The sequence below is a fragment of the Actinomadura napierensis genome, from assembly GCF_039529375.1.
GTDB lineage: Bacteria > Actinomycetota > Actinomycetes > Streptosporangiales > Streptosporangiaceae > Spirillospora > Spirillospora napierensis.
In genome coordinates this window covers 1-23,575 of sequence record NZ_BAAAMR010000051.1, presented here as the reverse complement: position 1 = coordinate 23,575, position 23,575 = coordinate 1, and the positions used below count along the sequence as shown (strand labels likewise).

At 72.8% G+C, this 23,575-nt stretch carries 15 protein-coding genes; 6 read left to right on the top strand and 9 right to left on the bottom strand.

The features are described from left to right. Positions 1–2 precede the first annotated feature (2 nt). Positions 3–215 carry a hypothetical protein gene (locus ABD296_RS26160; protein WP_344272336.1) on the bottom strand — a complete coding sequence of 71 codons (213 nt, stop codon included), beginning with the start codon at positions 213–215 and terminating at the stop codon, positions 3–5. A gap of 84 nt (positions 216–299) precedes the next feature. Here ABD296_RS26160 and ABD296_RS26155 point away from each other — a divergent pair, with 84 nt between their 5' ends. Then, entirely contained in the window at positions 300–1,361 is a 1,062-nt protein-coding gene (locus ABD296_RS26155; RefSeq protein ID WP_344272333.1) for a DUF2293 domain-containing protein, read from the top strand. A 53-nt stretch (positions 1,362–1,414) separates the two neighbouring features. Then, positions 1,415–2,206, top strand: a complete 792-nt coding sequence (locus ABD296_RS26150) for an SAM-dependent methyltransferase (RefSeq protein ID WP_344272330.1) — start codon at positions 1,415–1,417, stop codon at positions 2,204–2,206. Positions 2,207–2,252: 46 nt separating this feature from the next. On the opposite strand, the gene ABD296_RS26145 is transcribed toward ABD296_RS26150, so the two are convergent. Both ABD296_RS26145 and ABD296_RS26140 read right to left on the bottom strand, forming a co-directional pair. Next, the gene (locus tag ABD296_RS26145) at positions 2,253–3,083 is read right to left on the bottom strand and encodes an aldo/keto reductase (RefSeq protein ID WP_344272327.1); all 831 of its coding nucleotides are present in this window, start codon (positions 3,081–3,083) and stop codon (positions 2,253–2,255) included. A gap of 165 nt (positions 3,084–3,248) precedes the next feature. Continuing rightward, positions 3,249–4,214 carry a zinc-binding dehydrogenase gene (locus tag ABD296_RS26140; protein ID WP_344272324.1) on the bottom strand — a complete coding sequence of 322 codons (966 nt, stop codon included), beginning with the start codon at positions 4,212–4,214 and terminating at the stop codon, positions 3,249–3,251. Between the two features lie 133 nt (positions 4,215–4,347). On the opposite strand from ABD296_RS26140, the gene ABD296_RS26135 reads away from it, so the two are divergent. The 4 genes from ABD296_RS26135 to ABD296_RS26120 all read left to right on the top strand — a co-directional run bounded on the left by ABD296_RS26135 (position 4,348) and on the right by ABD296_RS26120 (position 6,390). Then, complete coding sequence (locus tag ABD296_RS26135) at positions 4,348–4,875, top strand: pyridoxamine 5'-phosphate oxidase family protein (protein ID WP_344272321.1); 528 nt, start codon at positions 4,348–4,350, stop codon at positions 4,873–4,875. Positions 4,876–4,895: 20 nt separating this feature from the next. Next, positions 4,896–5,393, top strand: a complete 498-nt coding sequence (locus ABD296_RS26130; protein ID WP_344272318.1) for a DinB family protein — start codon at positions 4,896–4,898, stop codon at positions 5,391–5,393. Positions 5,394–5,460: 67 nt separating this feature from the next. Beyond that, positions 5,461–5,724, top strand: a complete 264-nt coding sequence (locus ABD296_RS26125; RefSeq protein WP_344272315.1) for a hypothetical protein — start codon at positions 5,461–5,463, stop codon at positions 5,722–5,724. Positions 5,725–5,838: 114 nt separating this feature from the next. Then, positions 5,839–6,390 (top strand): hypothetical protein, encoded by a 552-nt coding sequence (locus tag ABD296_RS26120; RefSeq protein ID WP_344272312.1) that lies wholly within the window; start codon positions 5,839–5,841, stop codon positions 6,388–6,390. A gap of 21 nt (positions 6,391–6,411) precedes the next feature. On the opposite strand, the gene ABD296_RS26115 is transcribed toward ABD296_RS26120, so the two are convergent. The 6 genes from ABD296_RS26115 to ABD296_RS26090 form a co-directional block, all read right to left on the bottom strand. Further along, positions 6,412–9,543, bottom strand: a complete 3,132-nt coding sequence (locus ABD296_RS26115; RefSeq protein ID WP_344272309.1) for a family 78 glycoside hydrolase catalytic domain — start codon at positions 9,541–9,543, stop codon at positions 6,412–6,414. Positions 9,544–9,554: 11 nt separating this feature from the next. Continuing rightward, complete coding sequence (locus tag ABD296_RS26110) at positions 9,555–12,080, bottom strand: glycoside hydrolase family 127 protein (protein WP_344272306.1); 2,526 nt, start codon at positions 12,078–12,080, stop codon at positions 9,555–9,557. Further along, positions 12,077–14,068, bottom strand: a complete 1,992-nt coding sequence (locus ABD296_RS26105) for an alpha-L-rhamnosidase-related protein (RefSeq protein WP_344272303.1) — start codon at positions 14,066–14,068, stop codon at positions 12,077–12,079. The genes ABD296_RS26110 and ABD296_RS26105 overlap by 4 nt, the downstream gene beginning before the upstream one ends. A gap of 149 nt (positions 14,069–14,217) precedes the next feature. Beyond that, positions 14,218–17,175 (bottom strand): glycosyl hydrolase, encoded by a 2,958-nt coding sequence (locus tag ABD296_RS26100; RefSeq protein WP_344272300.1) that lies wholly within the window; start codon positions 17,173–17,175, stop codon positions 14,218–14,220. Positions 17,176–17,207: 32 nt separating this feature from the next. Continuing rightward, on the bottom strand, positions 17,208–20,402 hold the full coding sequence (locus ABD296_RS26095; RefSeq protein WP_344272297.1) for a family 78 glycoside hydrolase catalytic domain: 3,195 nt from the start codon (positions 20,400–20,402) through the stop codon (positions 17,208–17,210). A 50-nt stretch (positions 20,403–20,452) separates the two neighbouring features. After that, positions 20,453–23,575 (bottom strand): family 78 glycoside hydrolase catalytic domain (locus ABD296_RS26090; RefSeq protein WP_344272294.1); only part of this gene is annotated, 3,123 nt, incomplete at its 5' end.

Here is a 23,575-nt window from a genome sequence, read left to right as displayed (position 1 = left end):
CCTCAGTCGGCGCGCAGCTCGGCCAGGTCCAGCACGCCCGCCAGGTCCTCCACGGTGGCGTAGTAGCCGACGATCGCGCCGTCCCTGGTCACCAGGAACGCGTCCCGGCCGCGCACGCCGGCGCGGTCGGCCCACACCCGGTGCGCGCCCGACAGCCGCACCGCCGTCACCCGCAGGCCGCCCGGCCCCGTCCAGCTCCCTTGATCATCCCCCATGTACGGAACGCTACGCCGCGTGACTTTTCGTCATCGATGCAGGTCAGTGATGCCTGTCCGACGGAGCCGGTACCGTGGTGCGCCGTGAGCGAGGTGCAGGAGTCCCGGCTGGCGCGCCGGGTGTCGGACGCCGCCGGCGAACTGCTGAAGAGGTCGCGGGCCGTGGCCCCCGTGGACGTCTTCGTCCGGCTCGGCTGGCTCCGGACGGCGACCGTGGACGAATGGCGGCAGGGCCGGCACGACCACCTGCACGCCGCGATGACGGTCCGTCCCGACAAGGTCGCCGCCGCGCTGGGCGCCCTACGCGCCTGGGCGCGGGCGAACGGCCTGGAACCCGCCGAGACCCCCTACCCGGCCGCCACCCGCGACCACCGGGAACTGCGCTTCACCGCCGCCGGGAGCGCCGCCGCCGAACGCGACCACCGCACGCACTGGCTGTCCCCCGACCTGACGCCCGCGCAGCGCGAGCGCCTCGCCGCCCGGCAGGCCAAGGCGCCCGACATCACCGTCCTGATGCCGCCGGGCGAGTGGACGTGCGAAGGCTGCCACTCCCCCGGCGACCTGCAGGCCATCGAGGACGGCGCGCCGCTGTGCCTGGACTGCGCCGACCTCGGCCACCTGGTGTTCCTGCCGTCCGGGGACGCCGCGCTGAGCCGCCGCGCGAAGAAGGAGAGCGGCCTGTCGGCCGTCGTCGTCCAGCACAACCGGCGCCGCAAGCGCTACGAGCGCCGCGGGATCCTGGTCGAGGAGGCGGCGCTGGAGCGGGCCGAGGAGCAGTGCCTCGCCGACGAGGACGCGCGCGCCCGCCGCCGGGACCGCGACCGGGAGCGCCGCACCGGGCAGGACGCCGACTTCCAGGCCCGGATGGCCGCCGAGATCGTCCGGCTGTTCCCCGGCTGCCCCGAGGGCCGCGCCGAGGAGATCGCCCGGCACGCCGGGCTGCGCGGCAGCGGACGGGTCGGCCGGACGGCGGCGGGCCGCGACCTGGACGAGAACGCCGTCACCCTCGCCGTCATCGCCTCGATCCGGCACCTGGACACCGGCTACGACGCGCTGCTGATGTCCGGGGTGCCGCGCCGCGCGGCCCGCGACCGCATCCGCGCCGACGTGGACGCGGCCCTCACCGCCTGGCGCCGCCGCCCCTGACCGCCTCCGGCGTTCCGGTTGCCCGGCCCCGCCCGCCAGAGGATCATGACCGCGTGACCGACGCCACCGACGATCTCGACACCGGCACCCCCAACGTCGCACGCATGTACGACTTCTGGCTCGGGGGCAAGGACAACTTCGCCGCCGACCGGGAGGCCGCCGCGCGGATCGTGGAGATCTCCGAGGGGCGGGTGGTGCGCGGCGTCCGGCTGAACCGGGCGTTCCTGCGCGCCGCGGTGCGCGCCGCCGCGCGGGCGGGCGTCGCGCAGTTCCTCGACCTCGGGTCCGGGCTGCCGACGCGGGAGAACGTGCACGAGGCCGTCCGGGACGTCCGGCCGGACGCGCGGACCGTGTACGTCGACAACGACCCGGTGGTGTGCGCGCACGGGCGCGCCCTGCTGGCGGACGCGGCGCACGTCGGGTTCGTCCAGGGCGACCTGCGCCGCCCGGAGGAGATCCTCGGGCACCCGACGGTCCGCGAGATGTTCGACTTCTCCGAGCCGGTGGCGGTGATGCTGGTGTCGGTGCTGCATTTCGTGGACGACGCCGAGGACCCCGGCGCGCTCGTCGCCCGGTACCGGGACGCCCTGGCGCCCGGCAGCCGGCTGGTCCTGTCGCACCTGGCCTCGGACACCTTCCCGGAGGCGATGGCGAAGGCCGAGCGCGTCTACGAGGACGCCAGCGCCCGCCTCGGCGCCCGGCCGAGCGCGCAGATCCGCGGCTTCTTCGACGGATTCGAACTGCTGCCGCCCGGCCTGACCGGCCCGCGCGAGTGGCTGGACGGCGGCGCCAGGACCGACGGCGAGCGGTTCGCCGGGCTGGTGGGCGTCGGCGAGAAGCGCTGACACCCACCGGCCTCACGCGCGGGGCGGGCCGGGCCGGGCGGGCGGATCAGGCCATGTTGAAGCTGGTGGGGTCCGGGCCGACCCGGGTGCCCTTGTCCAGCTCGCCGATCGCCTTCATGTCGTCCGGGCTCAGGTCGAAGCCGAACACGTCGATGTTCTCGGCGATGCGCGTCGGCGTCACCGACTTCGGGATCACCACGTTGCCGACCTGCAGGTGCCAGCGCAGCACGACCTGCGCCGGGGTCCGGCCGTGCGCCTGCGCGACGCGGGCGAGCGCCGGGTCGTCCAGCAGCCCCTGGCCCTGGCCGAGCGGCGCCCACGCCTCGGTGTGGATGCCGTGCTCCTGGTGGAAGGCCCGCAGCCCGGCCTGCTGGAAGTAGGGGTGCAGCTCGATCTGGTTCACCGCGGGCACCGTGTCGGACCCGTCCATGACGCGGCGCAGGTCGTCGATCCGGAAGTTGGAGACGCCGATCGAGCGGATCCGGCCGTCGGCCTTCAGCTTCTCGAACGCCCGCCAGGTGTCCAGGAACAGGCCGCGCTCGGGCAGCGGCCAGTGGATCAGGTACAGGTCGAGGTAGTCCAGGCCGAGGCGGCGCATGCTGGCGTCGAACGCCCGGAGCGTCTCGTCGTAGCCCTGGTCGCTGTTCCACAGCTTCGTGGTGATGAACAGCTCCTCGCGCGGCAGCCCCGAGGCGCGCAGCGCGCGTCCCGTGCCCTCCTCGTTGCCGTAGGCGCTGGCGGTGTCCACGCTGCGGTAGCCGTCGCGCAGCGCCACCTCCACGGCGTGCTCGGCCTCCTCGTCGGACACCTGGAACACCCCGTAGCCGAGCTGCGGCATCATGGCCCCGTCGTTGAGCCTGACGTCCGGTACGGTCATGGTCCTCCCCCTTCGATGCTGCGTGCCCGGAATCCGCCGGTCCCGGAATCCGCCGTGCCAGGAGAGCCGTGCCCGCCAGATCCGGGACCGAACCTGTGACACGGCTCCCACCGGCACGCCGGCGGGGCCCGCGCCCTCGTCGCGGAGGACGCGGCCGGGCCGGGCTCACACCATGAGCAGCGTCTTCCCGACCACCGAGCGGGCCTCCATCGCCGCGTGTGCGTCCGCGGCGCGCTCCAGCGGCAGCCGCTGCCCGATGACCGGACGGATCCGGCCCGCGGCGGCCGCCTCCAGCGCCCGCCGCGCCCGCTCCTTCGCCCCGTCCCCGAACGCCATGAGCTGCTCGATCCCGAGCACCGTCACGCCGCGCTCCGCCGCCTCGTCCGGCGGGATCACCGTCGCCGCGCCGCTGGACGCCCCGTGCACGGAGAACCTCCCGCCCCGGGCCGTCACACCGAACGCCTCGCGGCCGATCTCGCCGCCCACGCCGTCGAACACCACGTCGAATCCGCCCGCGGCGTCCAGCACCCGCTTCGCCCAGCCCGGCGCGGAGTAGTCGACGGCCTCCGCGCCCAGCTCCCGGACCAGCGCGAGCTTCGCCTCGCCCCGCGCGGCGCCGACGACCCGGGCCCCCGCCGACAGCGCCAGCTGCACGAGCAGGCTCCCCAGGCCGCCCGCCGCGGCCTCGACCAGCACCCGGTCGCCCGCGCGGATCCCCGCGCCCTCGAACAGGCCCAGCGCCGTCCCGCCGTCGTTCAGCAGCGCCGCCGCCTCGGGCAGGCCGAGGCCGTCCGGCACCGGGACGAGGTCGTCCACGTCCGCGACGGCCCGCTCCGCGTTGCCGCCCAGACGGCCCGCGGTCCCGGTGGCGACCCGCCTGCCCAGCCATTCGGGCGCGACGCCGTCCCCGACCGCGGCCACCCGCCCCGCCACCCCGCCGCCCGGCACGTACGGCGGCTCCGGCAGCGGAGGCCCGGGAGTGATCCCCCGCCGCAACTGGGTCTCCACGAAATTGATCTCGGCGACCGCCACCGCGACGACCACCTGCCCCGGGCCGGCGGCCGGCTCCGGCGCCTCCCCCACCACCAGGACGTCCGGGTCTCCGAACCTCGTCAAACGCACGACCTTCATCAGCGCTCTCCCTTCGCTCCCTGCAACGCTCACACCTCAACCGGGATTGAGGTCAAATCGGCGCCCGCGATGAGTTCCCGGCCGCCCGCCGGTCATATCTCCCGACGACCCACGAGACGAGAGGTGAACAGCGATGACCGACCGCGAACCCATCGACGCCAGCGACCTCGACATCTACGACAGCGGCGGCCCCATGCCCTGGGAGCGGGCCCGGACGGCGCTGGTCAAGGGCCTGCCGCGGATGGAGACGCCCGTCTTCCTCGGCACGGCCCGCCCGGACGGACGGCCCCACTCGGCGGGCATCGGCGCGCTGTGGCACGACGGCGACCTGTACTTCACCAGCGGGCCGGGCACGCGCAAGTCCCGCAACCTCGCGGAGAACCCGGCCTGCACGCTGTCGGCCCGGCTGGAGGGCCTGGACCTCGTCCTCGAAGGCGAGGCCGCGCGCGTCACCGACCCGGCCGTCCTCGAACCGGTCGCGGCCGCCTACCGCGAGGGCGGCTGGCCCGCCCAGGTCGACGGCGACGCGTTCACCGCGCCGTACAGCGCGCAGAGCGCCGGCCCGCCGCCGTGGCACGTGTACCGCTTCACCGTCCACGCCGCGATCGGCGTGGCGTTCGTCGAACCGTACGCCGCCACCCGCTGGACCTTCACGGTCTGAGTCCGCCCTACGGTGGTGCGATGAACGAACCACGTGGGGACCTGCGTCCACCGAGCCTGAACGCCGACGAGCGGACGACCCTGCTGACATTCCTGCACTACCTGCGGGACGCCGTGGTGGCCAAGGCGTCCGGCGTGCCGGAGGAGGCGGCGCGCACGCCGGGCGTCCCGTCCGGCACGAGCCTGCTCGGCCTGGTCAAGCACCTCACCCGCACGGAGCTGAACTGGTTCGTGTGGGCGTACGAGGGCGCCGACACGCCACTGCTGGACGACGGCGAGCCGCCGCTGCCAGGCGAGACGGCCGCGGACATCGTCGCCGGCTACCGCGCGGCCGCCGAACGCTCGGACGCGATCGCCGCCGCATGCCCGGACCTGGACCGTCCGGGCGCCCGCTCGCTGCGCGAGACGCCGCCGCCGTCCATGCGCTGGCTCCTGGTGCACATGATCGAGGAGACCGCCCGCCACGCCGGCCACGCCGACATCCTCCGCGAACACCTGGACGGCTCCACCGGCCGCTGACCGAGAACCGATCGGCCGCGGGCGGGCAACAAGGGGCGCCCCGACCCAGAGCCGAGAGGCCCCCACCATGAGCGAGACGAGCCGGGCCGAGGCCGATGACGCCTCCTTCATCGGAATGGCTGCCGACTACGCGTACCTGAGCCGCCTGCCCGCCGATCCCGCGGGGATGTACCGGCACCTGTACTCCCACCTCGGCACCGGGCCGAAGGCCGCGATCCCGGGCGTCCGGACCGTCGGCAAGGCCGTGGCCGCCGGCCGCACGTGTACCTCGGCCGGCGAACCGTCGTCACCAACGCGTCGCTCGCCCAGGCCCCGGTCGGCACCGTCGTGACCTCGACGGCGCAGCTCAGCGTCCAGGTCGCCGACCGCGCCCCGGTCGTCGAGCGCCGCTGCCCCTGCCGCAAACCCGTTGCGGCGGTGGCGTGTCCCGGCGAATCCTGGGCCCGTGAGTGAACTGCTCGGCTTCTGCGTGGTCGCGAACGTGGCGCGGGAAACGGAGTCCGGTGAAGGCGGCCTGAACGTCCGGTACGGGCTGCGGCACTTCTCCGGCGGGACGAAGCTGTGGGTGCTGCCGCCGCAGTGGGGCGACGGCGGCGAGAGTCTCCTGGTGGCGGGCAGGCACCGCGGCAGGCGCGGCGGATACGTGCGGATGGTGGTCCCGCGCCGCCACATGGAGAACTTCCGGGTCAGAGGGGTCTACAACCCGGCGCTCATGCGCGTGCTGACCGCACCGGGCGCGCCGGGCGGCGGGGTCAGGTTCTGGGAGGGCCGTGAGGAGGCGGAGAAGGCCGTGGCCTGGTGGAGCCGAAGGACGCTCCCCGCGCAGAACCATGAGCTCGACTACCCGCGTGACCTCGGGGAGGTGAGCGACCCGCCGCCGATGGAACTGCGCAAGGACGGGCGCCTCTACCACCTGGCGCATTTCAACGCGCACCGGGCCGTCTACTCACTACTGCCGCCGCCCGTCGAGGCGCCGGGCCCGCCCTCCGGTAGGTGATCGGAGGGCGGGCCGGGTTGCTCAGGTGGTGGTGGTGCCGTGGAAGGTCCAGGTGCCAGAGCCGACCGTGGTGGGCTTGGCGGCGCCGGGGACGTGGACTTCTGCGGTGCCGCCGGCCGGGACGGTGACGGTCAGCGTGACCTTGCCGCCGTCGCGCGTCCAGGACGATCGGGCCTCGCCGTACGGGGTCTGCCGGGTCGCGGTGGCGCGGGTCAGGTCGCCGACGATGGCCGGGTCGATGACCAGGTTCCGGTAGCCGGTGGAGTCGGCGGCCTGGCGGATCCCGCCGAGGCGGGAGGTGAACCACGAGTCGATCGAGCCGAGCATGAAGTGGTCCTGCGACTGGCCGCTGCCGCCGTCCCAGGACTCGCCGAGCGCGGTGTTGCCGTGCACGACCTGGTAGCCGTAGCTCGGGCTGTCGGTCTGCGTGGCGATCTGGTAGACGACGTCGTCGGGCAGGACGCGGAAGGCCGACGGCAGCGAGATCTCGCCCAGCTGCAGGTGGTAGCCGGCGTTCTTCACGGTGGAGACCAGGTGGTCGAGCAGCTTCTGCCGGTCGGACGAGGGCACCGCGCCCATGTCGAGGGCGAGGGCCTCGGCGCCCTGGCCGCCGCCCGCGAAGGTGCCGGTCGAGGCGTCGTAGTACTTGGCGGTCAGCGACTTGACGCTCTGGTCCGCCTTGGCCCTGTAGGCGGTGGCGTCGGCGGTGTTGCCGAGGACGCCGGCGATCTTGGCGAGGGTGTCGTTGACGCGCCAGTAGCCGTAGGTGCCCGACACCATCTTCGGGAACGTCCGGTCGGGGGTGAACCAGTCGCCGAGGCTGTAGTCGGTCAGACCGTCGGCCGCGCGGGCCTCCAGGTACGCGGAGTACTTCTTCATCTGCGCGTAGTAGGTCCGCATCGTCTCGGTGTCGCCGTAGTTCTGGTACAGCTGCCACGGGACGACGACGAACGCGCCGCCCCAGTTGGGGTCGTCGCGGTAGGCGCCGGCGAGGACGGTGTAGTCCGGCACGGTGGACGGGATGAGCCCGGTGTCGGTCTGCGCGTCCGCCATGTCCTGGACGACCTTGCGCAGCAGCGCGTGCACGTCGTAGTTGGCGGCGAGGGCGTCGCCGACGAGGTGGTCCTGTTCGAGCCAGCCGAGCTTCTCGCGGCTCGGGCAGTCGGTGAGGATGCTCTGCATGTTGTTCTCGATGGCGCGGCGGACGAGGCCGTGGATGCCGTCGATGAGCTCGTTGGACGAGCTGAACGTGCCGGCGGACGCGGTGTCGTTGCGCAGCGCCTGGCCGCGGACGGTGATCGTCGCGCCGGCGGGCAGCCCGCGCACCTCCAGGTACCGGAACGAGTGGTAGGAGAACTGCGGGTGCCAGGTCTCGGCGCCGGAGGTGCGGGTCGTGTACTGGTCCCAGATCGGCGTGCCGACGTTGCTGATCGACTGGTTGGCGCGGCCGTCCTTGAGGCTCTCGGACGGGTAGACGCGCACGGAGGTGCCGGCGGGCGCGGTCACGGTGATCTCGGGACGTCCGGCGACGACCCGGCCGACGTCGAACACCCGGTAGCCGTCGCCGGAGCCGGCCTGCTTGCCGGGCAGGGTCTCGACGACGCGGACGGGTTCGGCCTCGCGCCCGCTGAGCGCGCCGGGCGCGGAGACCTGGACGGCCTGCTCCCAGCCGGAGCGGGACGCGCCGGGCCGGTCCCAGCCGGGCCGTTCGCGGCGGGCGTCGTGGTCCTCGCCGCCGTACCAGTTGGAGGAGGTGACGGGCCCGAGGACGGTCTTCCACGTCCCGTCGCTGGACACCCGCATGACCTGGCCGTTGGCGAGGGTGACCTCCAGTTGCGCCATCAGCTTGGGGTCGCTGATCGTGCCGGAGAACTTGCGGTACCGGTCGGGCGTGGAGATCACGTTGGCGTTGCCGTTGCCGAGTTCGACGCCGAGCGTGTTGCCGCCGGCCCGCAGCATCTTCGTGACGTCGTAGGTGGCGTACTGGACGCGCTTGGCGTAGGCGGTGTTCGCGGGTTCGAGTTCGGCGTCGCCGATGCGGCGGCCGTTCAGCCGCGCCTCGTAGACGCCGAGGCCGGCGACGTAGAGGCGGGCGTCGCGGACGCCGCGCGGCAGCGAGAAGTCCTTGGCGAAGATCGGCAGCGCCTCGGGGATCGGCGACTCCGGCGGCGCCTGCCCGGTGACGGACGCCTTGTTCTCGAACGTCCCGTCGGCGGCGTCGGACGTGCCGACGGTGAAGTCGGCGGGCGCGTACGGGACCTTGCCATCTTCGGCGGGCTGGTCGGTGCGCGGGAAGAGGAGGACCTCGTCGAACGCCTTGGCCTCCTTGAGGTCGACCGTCAGCGTCAGCGGATTGTCCGACACGTCCGCCTTGGTGAAGGCGGAGCTGGACCATCCGGCGAACTCCTGGTTCGTCGTCTCCGTCCCGTCGGTGAGGTAGCGGGTGCCCCACTTGCGGTTGACGTTGCCACCGTTGTCGGACGCGGTGACGGTCCTGCCCGACGCCAGGTTCGTACCGGGGTCGCCGGAGTCGCGGACCTCCATTTCGGCGAGCTGCAGCCGGTACGTCTCGTCCGGAACCTGCTCGACCAGGGGCAGTCCGAGCTTGGTGACGTCGAGGCGGACGTACCGGGCGGTGGTCTTCGGCAGCTTCACCACGATCGGGTCGGGCTTCTTGGTGCTGGTCTGCCAGTCCTTCTGGCCGATCCAGCGGCCCTGCCAGTCGCTCTGGGCGGTGAGGCCGGTCTCGAACCAGGACGCCGACGACCAGCCGGACGCCTTCGGGCCCGTCCACACGCGGACGCGCCAGTACACGCGGGTGCGGCTGCCGAGCTTCTTTCCGGCGTAGTCGGCGCGCTGGGCGGCGGAGGCGACGCGGCCGGAGTCCCACAGGTCGGGCCGGCCGCGGTGCAGCGCCTTCTCGCTGGTGGCGGCCTGGATCTGGTAGGCGGTCTGGGCGGTGTTCCGGCCGCCGCCGAGCTGCCAGGTGAGGGGCGGGGTGGTGTCGTCGATGCCGAGGGCCTGGGACAGGTCGTCGGCCCGCAGGCCGGTGGCGCCCGCGCGGGCGTCGGCGTGCGCGGGCGGGACGAGGAGGGTCAGCGGCAGGACGACGGTCACCGCTGCGGCCGCGAGGCCGCGGATCGGCTTGCGCAAGGGGGATTCTCCTAGGAACGACCCTGCGCGTGCAGGGAGGCGATATCGGCGGCCGACAGGACGTGGTTGTGGAGGCGGAAGCCGGTGACCCGGCCGTCCATGGCCGGGTTGCGGGTGTCCTGGGAGCGGCCGAGGTAGTTGTGCGTGGTGGCGCCCAGGGCGAGCGGGCTCATGACGAGGCCGTCGTTGCGGCCCACCGGAACGCCGTCGACGTACAGGACGGCCGATCCGTCCCCGGCCGTGACGGCGAGGTGGGTCCAGGCGCCGGCCGGGAGGGCGGACGCCGCGTCGGCGTAGTCCTCGCCGTCCATGCCGGTGATCTTCATGGTGAACCGGGCCTTGGCCGACCCGGTCCGGGCGATGACGGCGAAGTACGTCGTCTTGTTGAACCCGAGGTCGAACACCCGCGTGTTGTTGGCGACCGTGTCGAGGTTCAGCCAGACGGAGACGGTCAGCGCGTCGAGCCCGGCGAGCAGGCCGGCGGGCAGCGCGACGTGGCCGCCCGTCCCGTCGAGCACGACCGCGCCGCCGTCGTCCGCCCACGATGCCCCGGACGCCAGCGACGCGTCCGGCCACCGGCCCGTCGCGTCGGCCAGGCTCCGGCCGGTGAGCGGGAAGTGCGCCAGCAGCGCAGGCTGGTGACGCGGCGCGGGCGTCTCCCAGTAGACGGTGTAGCGCTCGTGCTGGACCTCGGCGAACGGCTTCAGCTTCACGGGCGCGCCGTCCGCCGACGCGGTGTAGGCCAGCGGCGTCCGGCGGTCGGCGCGCAGCGAGCGCGGGTCGATCGCCGGGAACGCGTTGAGCGTCCGGTCGCCGTACTCCCCCGCCAGCACGACCGGGCCGACGGTGACGGCCTGCACGCACGGGTTGTCGGGCGCCTTCCGCCAGACGGGCGCCATCGGCATCGCGACCTCGACGGTGTCGCCGCGCTTCCAGTGCCGCTCGATCGCCGCGTACGAGCCCGGACGGGCCTTCACCGGGACGGCGGCGCCGTTCACCCGGATCCGGGGACGGGCACCCCGCGCGTCCAGCCAGCCGGGCACGCGGATCTTCAGCGTGAACCGCGACGAGCCGGACGTCACCGCCAGCCGGATCCGGTCGGAACGCGGATATCCGGTCTCCTGGCGGATGCCGATCCCGCGCTCCTTCCACGTCACCTCGGACGGGATGAACAGGTTGACGTAGAGCTCGTCACCGGAATGGAAATAGATGCTGTCGGCGAATTTCGTCGCCGTCTCCATTCCCGTTCCGTGGTCGCAGGAGAAATTGTCGTAGTCGGAGCTGTAGCTGCCCGGCGCCGCCTTCAGCCCGCCCTTGACCTCGCGCTGCGAGCCGGGCCACAGGCCGGTGTAGTAGGTGACGAAGCCGTGCTCGGAGCCGAGGTCCTGCTCGCCCAGCATCTGGTTGAGCAGCGTCCACTCGTAGTAGTCCATGTAGGCGGACTCGGACGGGTCGTGCAGGAACAGCAGCCGCGAGAGCTTCAGCATGTTGTAGGAGTTGCAGTTCTCGCAGGTGTCGGACCCGAGCCGGCTGGCGATCTCGCCGGGCGGGGCGAACAGCTCGTTGTTGCTGTTCCCGCCGATCACGTAGGAATGGTGGTGGACGACCGTGTCCCAGAAATAGGCGGCGATGTCGTGGTAGCGGGTCTCGCCGGTCGCCTCGTACTCGCGCAACGCGCCGACGATCTTGGGGATCTGGGTGTTGGCGTGCAGGCCGTCGAGGGCGTCGCGGCGCTCGGCGAGCGGCCCGTAGACGTCCTCGTGGTCGAAGCGGCGGGCCGTCGCCAGATGCTCCGGATCGCCGGTGACCTGGTACAGCTCGGCGAGCACGTCGTTCATGCCGCCGAACTCGACGCCCAGCGCCTTCTGCATCTGGTCGGTGGTCAGCTTGGCGGTGCGCGCCCCGGCCCACGAGGCCATGCCCTTGAGCACGGTCAGGGCCTGCGCGTTGCCGCTCAGCCGGTACTGGTCCAGCAGCCCGGCCATGATCTTGTGGAGGGTGTAGTACGGCGCCCAGGGGTGGCCGCCCGCCTCCAGCTGGTCGAAGACCGTCTCCTCGAACGCCGACAGGTACCCGGCGCCGAACCCGGCCGACGGCGACGCGGCCTGGCATTTCGCCAGCTCGCCGACGATGTACCGGGCCTTGGCCGCGTACGCGTCGTCGCCGGTGTTCGCGTGCGCCTGGGCCAGTGCCGACAGCAGGTGCCCGGTGGAGTGGCCGCGCAGCTGGACGTCCGGCGCCTCCCAGCCGCCGCACGGCTGCGCCGACGACGGCAGGCCCGCGGTCAGCCGGAAGGTGTGCAGGAGCCGGTCGGCGTCGATGAACTTCAGGTAACTGCAGGTCCGGGCCATGTTCGCGTGCAGCGGGCCGTCCAGCAGCGTGACGGCCGAAAGCGGGAACGGCGCCAGCACCGGCTTCGGTGAGACGCCGACGGTCCCGGCGCGTGCGGACGGTGCGGGCAGGGCGGGGAGGGCGAGCGCCGCCGAAGCGGCGCCCGCCGTGCCGAGGAACGCCCTGCGATTCAGGGCGCCGGTCATGCCCGCTCGCTCCGGAGGGTGTGGTTGCCGTGCAGGCCGTCGACGTAGACGTACTCGCCGTCGGTGCGGACGCCCTTCATCAGCGCCCGGGTGCCGTCCCACACGAGGTGCCCGTCGACCCTGACCTTGATCCGCTGGTCGAACGTGGGCACGCCGGCGCGTCCGGTCGCGGCGCGCGGCGCCTTCAGCTTGGCGCTGTAGGCGCCCTTGGACACCTTCCAGGAGCCGTCGACGGCGCCGACCGTCGTGGTGATGCGGCCCTGGGCGAAGGTGAGGTCGGCGGTGTGCGGGACGAAGTCGAACGAGCGCCCGCCCGTACCGGTCGGGTTCAGCCCGAGGACTCCGAAGGTCAGCGCGGTGACGGGGCCGGTGGCCCAGGCGTGCGCGAGGCTGGTGTACGCGCTGCAGAAGACGCAGCCGTCGCCGGGGTTGCGGTAGGACTCCCAGAAGGTGCTGCCGGTCCCCTGCGGGTTGCTCAGCATGTAGCCCCACTCGCGGCGGATGATGTCGACCCCGGCCTGGTCGGCGGCCTGGCCTCCGGCGGCGAAGTGCGCGTTGACCTCCATCGACCCGGAGAAGACGCCCGGGTTGCCCTTGTTCTCGGGCGCGGTGGAGGCGACCTCGTTCCAGTTGCCCTTCAGCTCGGCGCTGATGCGGCGGGCCTGCGCCTGGTCGGCGAGGCCGTACCAGACGGCGAGCGAGTTGCCGTCCTGCGGGTGGATCGCGTTGGTGGGGTAGAACTTGTACGCGCCGGCGGCATCGTCCCAGAAGTTGGCGTTGATGGCGGTGCGCAGCGCGGCGGCACGCTGCGCGTAGGAGGCCGCGAGGTCCTCGTCGCCCTGGGTGCGGGCGAGCTGCGCCCCGGTGTCGAGGACGCGCCACAGCAGCACGTTCGCGATGAGGTTCTCGCCCTTGGCCAGGATCCGGACGGAGTCGGACGTGCCGGTGATCGACAGCAGGCCCTTCGCGTCCATCTTCGCGGAGGTGTAGTCGACGGCCTTCTTGTACTGGTCCCAGATCCCGGAGACCCAGCGCGCGTCGCCGGTGTACTTGTAGTAGTCCCAGCTCGCGGCGAGGGTCCACAGGTGGTAGGTGTCCGAGCCGTACTTGTTCAGCTCGGGGCCGGCGTACGGCAGCTCGCCGGTGTCGCGCTGGTGCTGGTAGATGACGTCGAGCGAGTTGCGCGCGGACGCGGTGTCGTCGAACGCCGCGTACGCGCTCGGGATCTCGACGCCGAGGTCGCCGGGCCAGACCGTCCGGTCGCGCTTGGCGCCGTCCACGAGGATGGACGTGCCAGAGCCGATGTCACCGGTGTTGTCCCACAGCTGCGCCGGCGCCTCCCAGACGCGGCCGGTCTTCGGCGAGATCGTGTTCAGCTGGACGGTGTAGGCGCCCGCGTACCAGATCCGGTTCAGCAGGTCGTCGCTGGAGTAGAAGTAGTTCGCGTACTTCGACGGGTCCTTCACCTGCGGTGCGGGCGTGTAGTACAGCGACACCTCGTCGAGGTCGACGCTGCCGCCGGACTGCATGAAGATCGTCAGGTAGCGGAAGCCGCCGCGCAGGTACTTCTCGGGCGTGGTGTAGGTCGTGCGGCCGTCCACGTCGGCGGTGAGGGCGCCGTCGCGGCTGCGCGGGCCGCCGGTGGAGGCGTCGCTGTCGATGGCGACGTAGGTGGACGACTCGTTGAACGCCAGCCCGACCTGCTGCGCGCCGTCCGATCCGGCGAAGTGCAGGGTGGTGAGGCCGCCGACCTCCTTGCCGAAGTCGAGCGTGACGTACGACCCGGCGCCGCTGAGGGTGGTCTTGCGCCCCTTGAGCACGGCGTCCGGGTTCTTGACGTCGCCACTGGTGTTGTAGACCGCGACCGGGCGGACCGTCCGGGACGACGGCGACAGGTTGTACCGCTTCCACGGCGCCGAGCCGTGGCCGCTCCCCTGGCCGGGGGCCGCCGACGCCGGGACGGCCTGCGCCGCCAGCAGGGCGGACATTCCCAAGGTCAGAGCGGCGATGCGCCGCCTGGATACGCTGTGGTGCATGGGTTCCTCGGATTCCGTTCCGTGAGCAGGACGGGGTTGAAGGGGATTCATGTGCGGGAGGGCGGGCCAACGCCCTCCCGCACTCGTTCTCGGGGGCGGGCTCAGCGGGCGGGGACCACCGCCTCGCCGTACGGGACGAGCCGGACCGGCCCGATCAGCCCGTACGCCTGGCGCGACGCGCCGCCGTAGACACCGGGGTCGGACACCCGCAGCCGGTTGTTCAGCGTCGTGGCGACCTCGACCTCGATGGTGTTGCTGCCGCGCCGCAGATAGGGGCCGATGTCCACGGTCGGGTACAGCACGCTGACCGGCGGGACGCGGCGGCCGTTCACCGACACCCGGCAGGTGTCGAAGACCTCGCCCAGGTCCAGGACGGCGCCGGCGCCGCCGTCCCAGGTCACCGTGGTGGTGTAGGTGCCGATGCCGGAGACGTCGGCGAGTTCGGGGATGTCGGGCCAGGCCTTGAGGGCGTCGAGCGTCAGGTCGTGGCGCTTCGTGCCGTCCGGGGTGATGTCCTCGACGCTCAGCCGCCAGGCCGTGAGGGTCTGCGCGGCGGGGACGGCGCCGATGGTGGTCGTGACCGTGCGCCCGCCCGCGAGGGTCGTGGCGTAGGTGCCGGCGGTGGTGGCGCGGGCGACGAGCCGCTGCCCGTCCACCCGGACCTCGGCCTGCGAGGCGGTGGCGGACGGGTGGTGCCCGCCGCGCGCCAGCATGATCACGGTGGCCTCGGACGGCTGGAGCGCGACGCGGACCGTCACGCCGTCGCCGTCCTCCTTGTAGACGGCGACGGGCTCGGTCTCGCCCGTCCACAGGTCCAGCCGGTACGGGACGGCCTTGCGGTCGGCGCGGGTGAAGGTGACCTCGTGGTCGATCGCGGCGACCGGCGGCTTCACCGTCTCGGCGTGCTTGCCGTCGCACAGGTAGAAGTAGTCGACGCGGCCGTCGCGCCGGTGGGCGTTGAGCAGCGTCGAGCTCTGCGCGTAGCTCACCTCCGGGCGCAGGCCGAGGGCGTCGAGCGCGCCCTGCACGTCGGTCTCCGCCGCGACGTTCTTCACGCGTGGTAGCGCGAACATCTCCTTGAGGACGGCGCGGAGCGCGTCGTTCTCACCGTCTTTCGCGATGCCCGGGACCGTCGCGGCCGACCAGTCGCCCAGGAACACCAGCGGCAGGCCCGCCTTGGCGAACTTCAGCATCGTGCGGGCGCTGGCGAGCGGGAGCGTGCACGCGTTGCCGTTGAAGCGGTCGCCCTCGACGAACAGCGCCTGGTAGGCGGGGCCGTCGGGGGCGAGCCGCCCGTCCCGGACCTTCGCGGACGGCAGGTCCAGCAGCGGCGCGCTGATCATCTGGTGCGTCCAGCCGAGCGGGACGCCGTACTTGGTGAACCAGCCGACGCCGATGCCGGTCTTGGTGTACCCCTTCTGCCGGAACACCGCGACGTCGATGCGGCTCGTGCCGGCGCGCATCGTCTGGTGGACGCGCCCGAGGTACGCGGCGATGTCGGGGACGTGCCGCCAGGTCGGCTGGCGCGGCCCCCACGACTCGGCGAAACCGATGCCGCCGTTGTACGGGGTGAACGCCGCGAACCCGGGCCAGGCCGCGCCGGGTGCGGTCGCATAGGAGAACCCGTGGAAGACCGTCTGGTTGAGGCCGGCCGCGTAGGCGCCGCCCATCGTGCGCAGCAGCTTGTCCCACGTGGTGTTGTAGGCGCCGCCCTGGTACGCGCCGGCCTCGCAGGACAGCAGCTCCCGGCCCGCCATGTCGCGGCCTCCGGCGAGCGCGCGGTAGTCGTCCAGGTTCTTGAACCCGAGCGACTCGCCCTCGGGCACGTCCAGGATCGCCGCGGACCGGATCGCGTCGGTCTGCAGCCCGTACGGCTGGGCGCGCAGCTCCAGCCCGATCGAGTGCGCCCACGTCCGCAGCGCCTCGAAGTGGTACTCGTTCAGCAGGTCGGAGATCGTCAGCCAGAAGTCGTGCCGGGCGTGCGCGGTGCGCTCGGCGTCGTAGGCGTGGACGGTGTTCTCCTTGTTCAGGACGATCACCGGCAGGTAGGGCATCAGGTCGTAGCCGCGCCGCCGCTTGAACTCGGCGGGCAGGTCCGGCGTCCAGTTGAGGGCGGGCGTCTCCAGCTCGATCGAGTCCTCGAAGAGCGTTCCGCCGGCCTTCCCGATCAGCTTGCGGACGCGCGGGGTGAGCAGCCGCGCCTCCCAGAACGCGGTGACCGCGCGGGTGCCCGCCTTGCTGAAGTGGTCGACGACGTAGGACTCGGGGCTGGTGTGCGGGCCGCCCTCCGGCTGCTGGCCGCTGCCGCGCCGCCAGTAGGAGAGCAGCACCCAGTCGCCGCCGTCCGGGGCCGTCCAGGTGATCCGGCCGTCCGCCGCCTTCGCGGTGAGGTCGGTGAAGGAGGCGAAGTCGAGCCCGGTCTCCTTGCGGGTGGCGTTCGCCGTGTCGATCTTCACGGCGTGGACGGCGACGAGGTCCCGCTTCGTCACGCCCTTCGCCGCCGCCGCGACCGGCTCGGGCACCGGGCCGTCGTGCGTGGCGCCGCCCGCGACCGTCACCGACCCGTAGGCCAGCTCCTGGACGGCGGCGGCGTCGTCCGGCGTGATCGTCGGCAGGGCGGCGGGCCAGGCCGGGCCGATCGTCAGATCGACGGTCAGGCCGCGCCGGGCGGCCTGGTCCAGGGCGGCCTCGACGCCGGCGACCCACGCCGCCGTCCCCCAGCCGTGGCCCGCCGGGTCCAGGACGGACGCGTCCTTGATGCTGTGGTGCACGGCGGAGATCTCGCCGCCGCCGAACCCGGCGTCGGCCATCTGGTCGATCTCGCGGCGGATCTCGGCGGGGTCGACCAGCCAGTCCTGCCACCACCAGCGGAACCTCGGCCGCACGGCCGCGCCGGGCCGGGCGAACCCGCCCGCGCCCGGGCGGGCCGCCGCGCCGGCGACCGCCTCTCCCCCGAGCGCCGGGGCCGCGGCCGCCACGGCGGCGGCGGCGGTGCCGATCTGCAGCACGCGCCGGCGGGTCAGGCCGCGCGGTCCCTGCTCGTTACGGTCGTCGTTCACTTTCTTCATTCCTCCTGAATCGATCGCGCGGGTCAGGTGCGCGCGATCACCGTGGTGCGGCCGGAGCCGACCGGGCCGATCGTGAGCAGCGGTCCGGTCGCGTCCCGGCTCGAGGTGCGGGGGGCGCGGGCGTTGGGCCCGGTGACGCGGACGTCCCGGGGGTCGGTGCCGCCGAGTTCCACGACGATGCGGGCGGCGGTGTTCGGCGGCACGTCCACGTCGAGGCGGTAGCCCTTCGCGCGGTCGAGCGCGACGGAGACCGGGCCGCGGACCGTCGGCACCGTGCCGGAGATCCGGGTGAGATCGCCGGGCCGGGGGCGCACCTCGATCTCCGCAGCGCCCGGCGCGGTGATCTCCACGCCGAGCACATGGCGGGGGATCACGTTGGCGGGCGCCGAACCCCAGGCGTGCGAGAACGTCATGTTGCTCTTCAGCGACGGATCCCACGCCTCGCCGACGATGGTCGCGCCGAGGTCGTCCATCAGGTGCAGCCAGGAGTTCGTGCCGGTGGCGGTCATCAGCCCGATCGCGTCCTTGGCCCGGCCGGTCGCGAACAGCGCGTCCAGCAGGAACTGCGCGCCGTAGACGCTGACCTTCATGCCGCCGTCGGCGAGCGTCTTCCCCAGCGCCTGGACGACCGTGTCGGGCACGGTGCCCTGACCGGCGACGCCGAGCGCGACGGGGAACGCGGTGGCGTGCTGCGCGCTGTGGGTCGTGCCGGCGCCGTCCACGAACCGGCCGTTCGATGCGTCCAGCAGCGTCTTGCGCATCGCGTCCGCGAGCGCTGTCCCCTTCTTACGCCACATCGCCGCGTCGGTCGTCTTGCCGAGGACGGTCGCGATGTCGGCCATCGCGATGAACGCGGCGTACTGGCACGCGTTCACGACCGTGTTGACGTCGGTGAACACGTAGCCGTCGCGGTTGGACACCGGCCAGTCGACCAGGTCGCCGAGGTCCTGGCTGGACGAGCCGGGCTTCTTGTGGACCAGGCCGTCGTCGCCGATGTAGGACGTCAGGTGCTTGGTCGCGAGGAGGTCGTAGTCGGCGGCCAGCTGCTCGGGGTCGCCGGTGTGCAGGTAGTCCCGCCACGCCGACATCACGTTCATCAGCCTGTACTCGGTCGGCCAGGTGTGGTTGCGGGCCAGATAGGAGTCGGACGCGCGGGCCAGCGCGAACGACCGCTGCACCGCGTACTCCGACGCCTGGTTGATCAGCGCGTCGCCCTCGTAGGGGCCGCGTTCCCGGGTCGGGGTGTCGATGTACAAGTCGCCGCGCGTGGCCTCGATCGAGTACCGGCACATCTCGTAGACCCGGTCGAGATCGGGGCTGGAGCTGGAGAACGAGGCGTCGGAGCCGCGCCAGTCGAGGCGCCAGGCGCGGCCGGTGGCGGCGTCCGACAGGTCGAGGTCGTCGTCGCAGATCAGCTGCGCGTAGCGGAAGCCGCGGTAGCCCCAGTGCTCGGCGGACTGGCGGCCGTCGCGCAGCGTCCAGACCTCCTTGTAGGTGACGCCGGCGCGCAGCGCGTACTTCACGGTCCCGTCGGCGTTCAGCTCCTCGCCGAGCCGGACCTCGATGGTCTGCCCGGCCTTGCCGCGCACCGACAGCCGCAACCCGCCCGCGATCTCCTTGCCGAGGTCGACCAGCCAGGTGCCGGACGCGACCTTCCGTACCGACGCGGGCCGGACGTCGTGCAGCCGGACCGGCTCGACCAGCGCGGGCACCAGCCCGTCGATCGCGGGCTTGACCTGCACCGCGTCCCAGCCGGAGTCGTCGAAGCCGGGGCTCGTCCAGCCGGCCGGCTCCTTGCGCAGGTCCCAGTACTCCTGCGGGCCCACGTAGTAGGTCGAGCCGATCGTTCCCGCGTCGCGCAGCATCCCGGCCTGGCGCCGCGCCTTCCACGACGCGCCGCTGGCGAACGTGGCGGTCGTCCCGTCGGCGTAGGTGACGGCGAGCTGCGCGACGAACCGCTTGTCCTCGGTGGTGAAGGCGAGGGCGGCCAGCGCGTTGCGGCGCCCGGGTTCGACCAGGTCGGTGACGTCGAACGAGTGGTAGCGCGGCGCGCCCGCTCCGGCGCGCTGGGACGCGAACCCGGCGACCTCGCCGTTGACCCAGATCTTCGCCGGGTACTGCCGGATCGGCGTGGGCGACTGCGCGGCGACGTGCAGGACGGCGGCGGCGATCGGCTTGCGCGCCGGGGTGAACTCGGTGCGCAGCAGCGCCCAGTCGTCGTCCGCCGCGCCCGCCGACGACAGCGTCGACTGGCCCTTGCCGAGCGTCAGGACGCCGCCCGAGACGGTCCCGGCGGTGAACGTGCCGGGGCCGTCGGTGAAGTCCTCGCTGATGAGGGCCTTGCCGTCGGGAGCGGTGAAGGTGATGGCGTCCCACTGGTTCGCCTCGGTCGAGCCGTTGCGCATCCCGACCGTGCCGGTCGCGTACGTCGCGTCGGTCGTGGTGTCGACGGCCGTGCCGTCGATCGAGGTCGTGAACGTCGAGCCCTGCATCTCGACGGTGACCTCGTACCAGCGGCCCGTCTCGATCGGGACGCCGAGCGCCTTCTCCTCCAGCACCCGGTACGTCCCGTTCACGCACACGTGCTTCTTCAGCACGCCCGGCGATCCGGCCCGCAGCTGCCACAGGTAGTTGGCGCTCGCCGAGGACGCGCGGAACCACAGGCCCGCCGCGACCGAGGTGATCTGCACCCGGGCCTTGAGGACGCCGTCGCCGGGCGCGGTCGCGGCCGGAACCCAGACGGGCTCGGCCTTCCAGCCGTCCAGGCCGGTCGCGGCCAGCGACGGCTCCGACCAGCGCGACGCCTTGTGCCCGTCGAACGTCCGGACCCGCCACCAGTACGCCGTCCCGGCCGCGAGCGCGGGCCCGCCGTATGGGACGGCCACCGACGCGGCGGACGCCACCCGGCCGCTGTCCCACTGGTACGGGCCCTTGGCCAGCCGCGACGGGGTCGTGGCGAACTGCACCTGGTAGTGCGTCTGCTTCGTCCCGGGGCCGAGGTCTGCGACCTGCCAGCTCAGCCGCGGCTTCGCCGCCGAGACGCCGAGACCGTCCGGCAGGAGGGAGGTCAGCAGCCCGGACGGCGTGCGCGCCGCGACCCCCTTCCCGGCAGGCGCAGCGGCGGCGGCCGTCCCGGCGTGCCCGAGGACGATCGCGCCGGTCGCCCCGATCGCCGACGCACCGAGGAACCGCCGCCGGCTCAGCCCGCTGTCGCTCATGCGGGCTCCCTGTGGGGGGACGACTCCCCACGCCCCCCGGTTCGCTTCGCTCATTTCGTGGCTCCTTCGAAGGTCCAGTCGCCGGAGCCGATCTGGAAGACGGCGCGGTCGTCCTCGATGCCGACCCACTTGGCGTCCTTGGGCGCCGTCGGCCGGGTCTTGCCGCCGAACAGCGGGAACTCGACGCGCGCCGTCGTGTTGGGCGGGACGGTGGCGTCGAGGTGGAGCCGCTTACCGGTGCGGCGCCAGGACCCGGCGGCGCGGCCGCGCGGCGTCTCGTAGGTCGCGGCGGCGCGGGTGACGTCGCCGACCACGGCGGGCCGGACGAGCAGGGACGCGTAGCCGATCGAGTCGTCCGTCTGCGACAGCCCGGCGAGCCCGGCGTGGAACCACTCGTCGATCGCGCCGAGCATGAAGTGGTTCTGCGAGTTGCCGGACGTGGGCCCGTCCCAGTTCTCGGTCAGCGACGTCGCGCCGTGCACCACCTGGTAGCCGTAGCTGGGGTTGCCGGTCTGGGTGGCGACGGCGTGGATGACGTCGTCGCGCCCGGCGGCCGACAGCACGCGGAACACCGACGGCAGGGCGATCTCCCCGACGGTGAGGTGGTAGCCCTTGTCGGTGATGCTCTGCACGAGGTGGCCGAGCACCTTGTCCTTGGACGCGGCCGGAACGATCCCCATGTCGAGGGCGAGCGCGTCGCAAGCCTGGCTTCCGGAACCGTAGGTGTCGCCGGTCGCGTACTTGCCGTTGAACGCGTCGCCGATGTCCCCGGCCAGCGTGGTGTACTTCGCGGCGTCGTCGTCCTTGCCGATGACCTTGGCGATGGACGCCAGCGCCGTGACGGCCCGGTGGTAGCCGAACGTGGCGGTGACGCCGAGCGGGGTGCTGTTGTCGAAGGTGATCCAGTCGCCGAGGCCGTAGTCGAGCAGGTTCCCCTTCGCCTTGGACGACAGGTAGTCCACGTAGCGGACCATGTTCGGGTAGTAGGTGCGGAGCGTCGCCTCGTCCCCGTACGCGCGGTACATCTGCCAGGGCGCGAACACGATGACGTTGCCCCAGTTCGGGTCGTCCCGGAAGCCGCCGGAGAACACCGTGTACTCGGGCGCGATGTCCGGGACGAGCCCGTCACCGGTCTGCGCCTCGGCGATGTCGCGGACGATGGCGCCGTAGTAGGCGGTCACGTCGTAGTTGCGGGCGACGGCCGGGAAGACGAGGTTCGCCTGCTCCAGCCAGCCGAGCTTCTCGCGGTGCGGGCAGTCGGTGAGGACCGAGTACATGTTGCTCTGCACGGCCCGGTCGATGATCCGGTGGATGTCGTTGAGCAGGCCGTGCGAGCTGGTGAACGAGCCCGCCGTGGCGTTGGCGGCGCGCAGCACGATGCCGGTGACCGTGCCGTCGTCCGGCGCGGACGGCAGCCCTTCGAGCTGCACGTACCGGAAGCCGTGGTAGCAGAACCGGGGATGCCAGGTCTCGGTGCCCTTCCCGGACAGGGTGTAGCTGTCCCAGATCGGCGAGCCGGTGGTGTTCTGGCTGACGGTGCCGTCGTCGTTGAGCAGCTCGCCGGGACGCATCGTCACCTTCGTCCCGGCCGGGCCGCCGACCCGCAGCTGCGCCCACCCGGCGAAGTTCGTCCCGAGGTCGACGACGTACACACCTTCCTTGGGCTGCGTGATCTTCCGGGTGCGGAACGTGCCGACCCGTTCGATCGGGGGCGCCGCCCGGGCGGTGAGCTTCGCGGTGGGCGCGTCGCGGCGGATGGCGGCCGTCCAGTCCGCCGGGGTGCGGCGGGCGTCGAAGTCCTCGCCGCCGTACCAGCTGCTGAACGTGGTCGCACCGAGCGCGGTCTTCCACGACGTGTCCGACGCGACGACCTCGCGCGATCCGTCGGTGTAGGTGATCTCGAGCTGGCCGAGGAACGCGGGCCTGCCGTCGGAGCGGGTGAGCTTCTGGTAGCGGCCCGGCGTGGCCGGGACGTTCGCCATGCCGTTGCCGACCTCGGCCTGGATCGCGTTCCCGCCCCGGCGCAGCAGCCGCGTCACGTCGTACGTCGAGTAGACGATGCGCTGCTTGTACGCGGTGTACGGCGGTTCGAGGACGGCATCGCTCACCGGCCTCCCGTTCACGGTGACGTCGAGGACACCGAGCGCCGTGGCGTACAGCCGCGCGGACCGCACCCGCTTGCCGAGGTCGAACTCCTTCTTGAACAGCGGGAGCGCCTCGGGCTGGGCGTGCAGCGGCGGCGGGGCCTGCTGGCCCTTGACCGTGGCGGCGGTGTCGAACGTCTTGCCGTCGGTGGAGGTCTGGACGGTGAAGTCCTCGGGGAAGTTGGCCGTCTTCCCGTCGTCGGTCATCACGTCGGTGCGCGGGTAGAGCAGGAGGCGGTCGAACCGCCGCTCCTCGCCGAGGTCGATCTGCAGCCAGATCGGGCTGGCGAGGTCCTGGTCCTGATACTGCATGCTCGTGTAACCGAACGGCGCGGCGTCGCTGGTCGGCGAGCCGTCGGTGACCGCCTTCGGCTCCCACTGGCCCGCGACGGTGTAGCTCTCCGACGCCGTCACCGGCGCGTGCAGCGCCACGTCGGCGCCGGACGCGCCGTCCCGCACCTCGACCTCGGCGAGCTGCAGCCGCGACACCTTGTACGGCCAGCCCTCCTTGATCGGAAGGCCGAGCCGCGTCACGTTCAGCCGGACGTACCGGGCGGTGCGGGCGGTGAACGCGACCGTCGCCGGGGTCGGCTCCGGGTCGGACCACGCCGGGTTCCCGATCCACCGCGCCGTCCAGTCGGACGCGGCGAGCAGGCCCGTCTCGAAGTGCGCGGGCTCGCTCCACGCGGACGCGCGGCCCCGCTCGTCCCACACCCGGACCTGCCACGACACCCGCTGCCGCGAGCCGAGGTCGCGTCCGGCGTAGGCCGCGGATACCGCGCCGCCCGCGACCTTGCCGGAGTCCCACAGGTCGGGGCGGTCCAGGCGGGTGTCCGCGCTCGCCGCGCGGACCTGGTACGCGGTCTGCGAGGCGTTGCGCGGCCCGGCGGCGAACCGCCAGCTCAGCGTCGGCCGCGTCGCGTCGATTCCCAGCGGCGACCGCAGGTGCGCGGTCTGGAGGTCGTTGGGGGTCAGTGTCCGGGCGCGGGCGGGCGACGCCGTCTGGCCGGCCGCGGCGGCCGCCAGCGC